The 759-nt window shown below is 33.5% G+C and carries 1 protein-coding gene; it reads left to right on the top strand.

The annotated features are described in order from the left end of the window. Positions 1-430: IS200/IS605 family transposase (gene tnpA / locus OM075_RS25250; RefSeq protein ID WP_301193337.1), on the top strand; the 430-nt coding region annotated here is incomplete at its 5' end. Positions 431-759 lie beyond the last annotated feature (329 nt).

The following is a 759-nucleotide window of genomic DNA, read 5'->3' as shown; positions in this document are numbered from 1 at the left end:
TTTTGCCGTTCAAGGTAGAGAAAACCTGATAAACGAAGCGTTCAGAAATGAACTGGAAAAAATAATGTGCGGTCTTGCAACCAAGCATAAATCTAAACCTCTTGCTGTTTACTGTAATCCGGATCATACACATATTTTTGTAGGGCTACATCCAACTATATCAATCTCAAAACTTATTGAACAAATAAAAACCGGCTCTTCAAAATGGATTAATGACAAACGCTTTTTACCCGGGCATTTCTCATGGCAGGATGGATATGGCGCGTTTACCTATTCTAAATCACAAACTGACAGCGTGGTTAAGTATATATTAAATCAACCAGAACACCATAAAATAAGATGTTTCAAAGATGAGTATCTATCGTTCCTTAAGAAATTTGAAATTAACTTTGATACCAGATATCTTTTTGAATACTATAACCATGAATAAGACAGCAGGGCTAACACCCCTTGTTTTTCAATTCTAAAACTGTTGTCTACTAAGATAACAGGCCTAAAGGCCCTTTAAAATATATAGAAAGATTATTTAGTTTCATAAACAATAGAATTTCATTTAGCTTTCTGAATAATATTATTTTAACTAATTTCATGTCTATTTCAGTAGATTGAGGGGCGTAGCCCTGATTTCTTAGTAGAAATTGATTTTATAAATAAATTGAGGGGTGTTAGCCCTGTTATCTTAAGTTATTATCATGGCCAATACCTATACCCAACTCTTCGTTCAATATGTTTTTGCCGTTCAAGGTAGAGAAAACCTGA

It is taken from the genome of Plebeiibacterium sediminum (assembly GCF_026013605.1).
Taxonomy (GTDB): domain Bacteria; phylum Bacteroidota; class Bacteroidia; order Bacteroidales; family Marinilabiliaceae; genus Saccharicrinis; species Saccharicrinis sediminus.
The sequence above is the reverse complement of the archived record's forward strand: the minus strand, read 5'-3'. Positions and strand labels throughout refer to the sequence as shown.